Genomic DNA, 1,510 nt, shown 5'->3' with positions numbered 1-1,510 from the left:
AACGCTGAGCCAGCGCGCAAACAACGCGATCGTCGCCACGCAAACTGCATCCACCTTCTTCATCATGCCCGCGATATTCGCGGGACATGTGGCTCAACTCAAGATGCCTCGGCTGGACGCTTACCATAGGGCAAAAGGCGGGGCGTGGGGTGACTTTACCCAAAGATGCGTTGTACAAGCTGACGCTCGGATAGCTTGAGACTAACGATCATTTCGATCGCAGCAACAAGGACGATCTGGCGCATCGGGCACGGGGTGACGCAGCTTGGCATAGGGAAGTTGCACAACGCATTCGCACAAAATCTTGGCCCAGAAACACGACGCCCGTGCAGGCTAGACATCATCTAGGAAAGGGACGCAATTCCAGCGCGAACTCTCGCTTACTTAAGACTGCTCGGGAAAGGCGCAAGGGTTCCTTCCGCGTCCTCGCCCAGCATTGGACAAGATCAATTGTCTCGGGGGACGCCAGCGCACCAATGATGATCCCCGTTAGGCACGCAGGACGAAAGACCGCCACCCCTTTTCCTCCATCGTATTGAGGACGGATCAACCTCCATTCCTCTTCGTAAGCCCAGTGCGAGGACTTTGTGCACAGGGACAACTCCAACGAATTCTCCTGGGCTCCGTACATTCGAATGGGCGTTCTTAGGTGAGAGTACGCAACTTTCATCGGGACGCCGACTTCCAGCGCGATCTGGTTGCTGAACTCAAGACAGATCCCCTTGTGATTGTCGGCGTAGTGCGCCCACATCAGGAGGTTGTCCGGTTCGGTTGTGAGGCAGTACACACCCGTGACGTCGGCCACGGCGAGGCGGTGCGCGATGCCCATCGTGGCTTCAGTGTTCTCAATGGCGTCTGCACTTAGCCGTTCTTCAACAAGCGCCGTCGCTATTTCACGCAAATCGCCGTCACATTGCACTCCAAACTTTTCATGGAGTCGGATGTAATCCTCAATCTGCTCTTCCTTTGAGCCCTCAAACGAAAACACGGGGTTCAAGTCAAATGGATCATTGAACGAGCTTGACGTGGCCATGTAGAGCTCGTCGTTGAGAACAGTGCGTTCAACAAACTTTTCGCTCCCGTTACTCATTCCGCGGTACTTGTAGAACTTTGGAGGCAATCTCATAGATGGTGTTTGTGTTCAGATGAAACATCGTCCCACAGGTTGCACCGCCATTTCAATGGGAGACCTCGATGCAATCCCATTTCGTCTAAATCTCTGTTTTCGCATCCTTGGATGTTTGGCGTGCCAACTCCCTTCACGTGAGACCGGGCTTTTTCCCAACACACCCATCCCCACATCACTACAAATACAAACAATTCCCATTTGCACTGTAAAATTTGCGTTCCCGCAAGCCACAGCCTCCCCCTTAGACCTGCTCTAAGGCTGCAGCCAGCACCCACCGTCCTTCGATGTTTTCGGGTTGTCAGGCTTGAACCACTTCTTCCTCTTCGCACCGTCTGCTGCCGCCATGAGCGCCCTCGCGCCGTGGGCTGGCCAGGTGGGTGT

Annotated in this window: 1 protein-coding gene; it reads right to left on the bottom strand. The window is 54.5% G+C overall.

Going from position 1 to position 1,510, the window contains the following annotated elements; genetic code table 11:
• Nucleotides 1-340 precede the first annotated feature (340 nt).
• Nucleotides 341-1,126, bottom strand: coding sequence for a DUF2971 domain-containing protein (locus tag NFX52_RS30100; protein ID WP_082437466.1), 786 nt, complete (start codon nucleotides 1,124-1,126; stop codon nucleotides 341-343).
• Nucleotides 1,127-1,510: the final 384 nt, after the last annotated feature.

Source organism: Acidovorax facilis, assembly GCF_023913775.1.
Lineage (GTDB): Bacteria > Pseudomonadota > Gammaproteobacteria > Burkholderiales > Burkholderiaceae_C > Acidovorax > Acidovorax facilis.
Note: the sequence above shows the minus strand (reverse complement) of the source record. Positions and strands in the feature narration are given on the sequence as shown.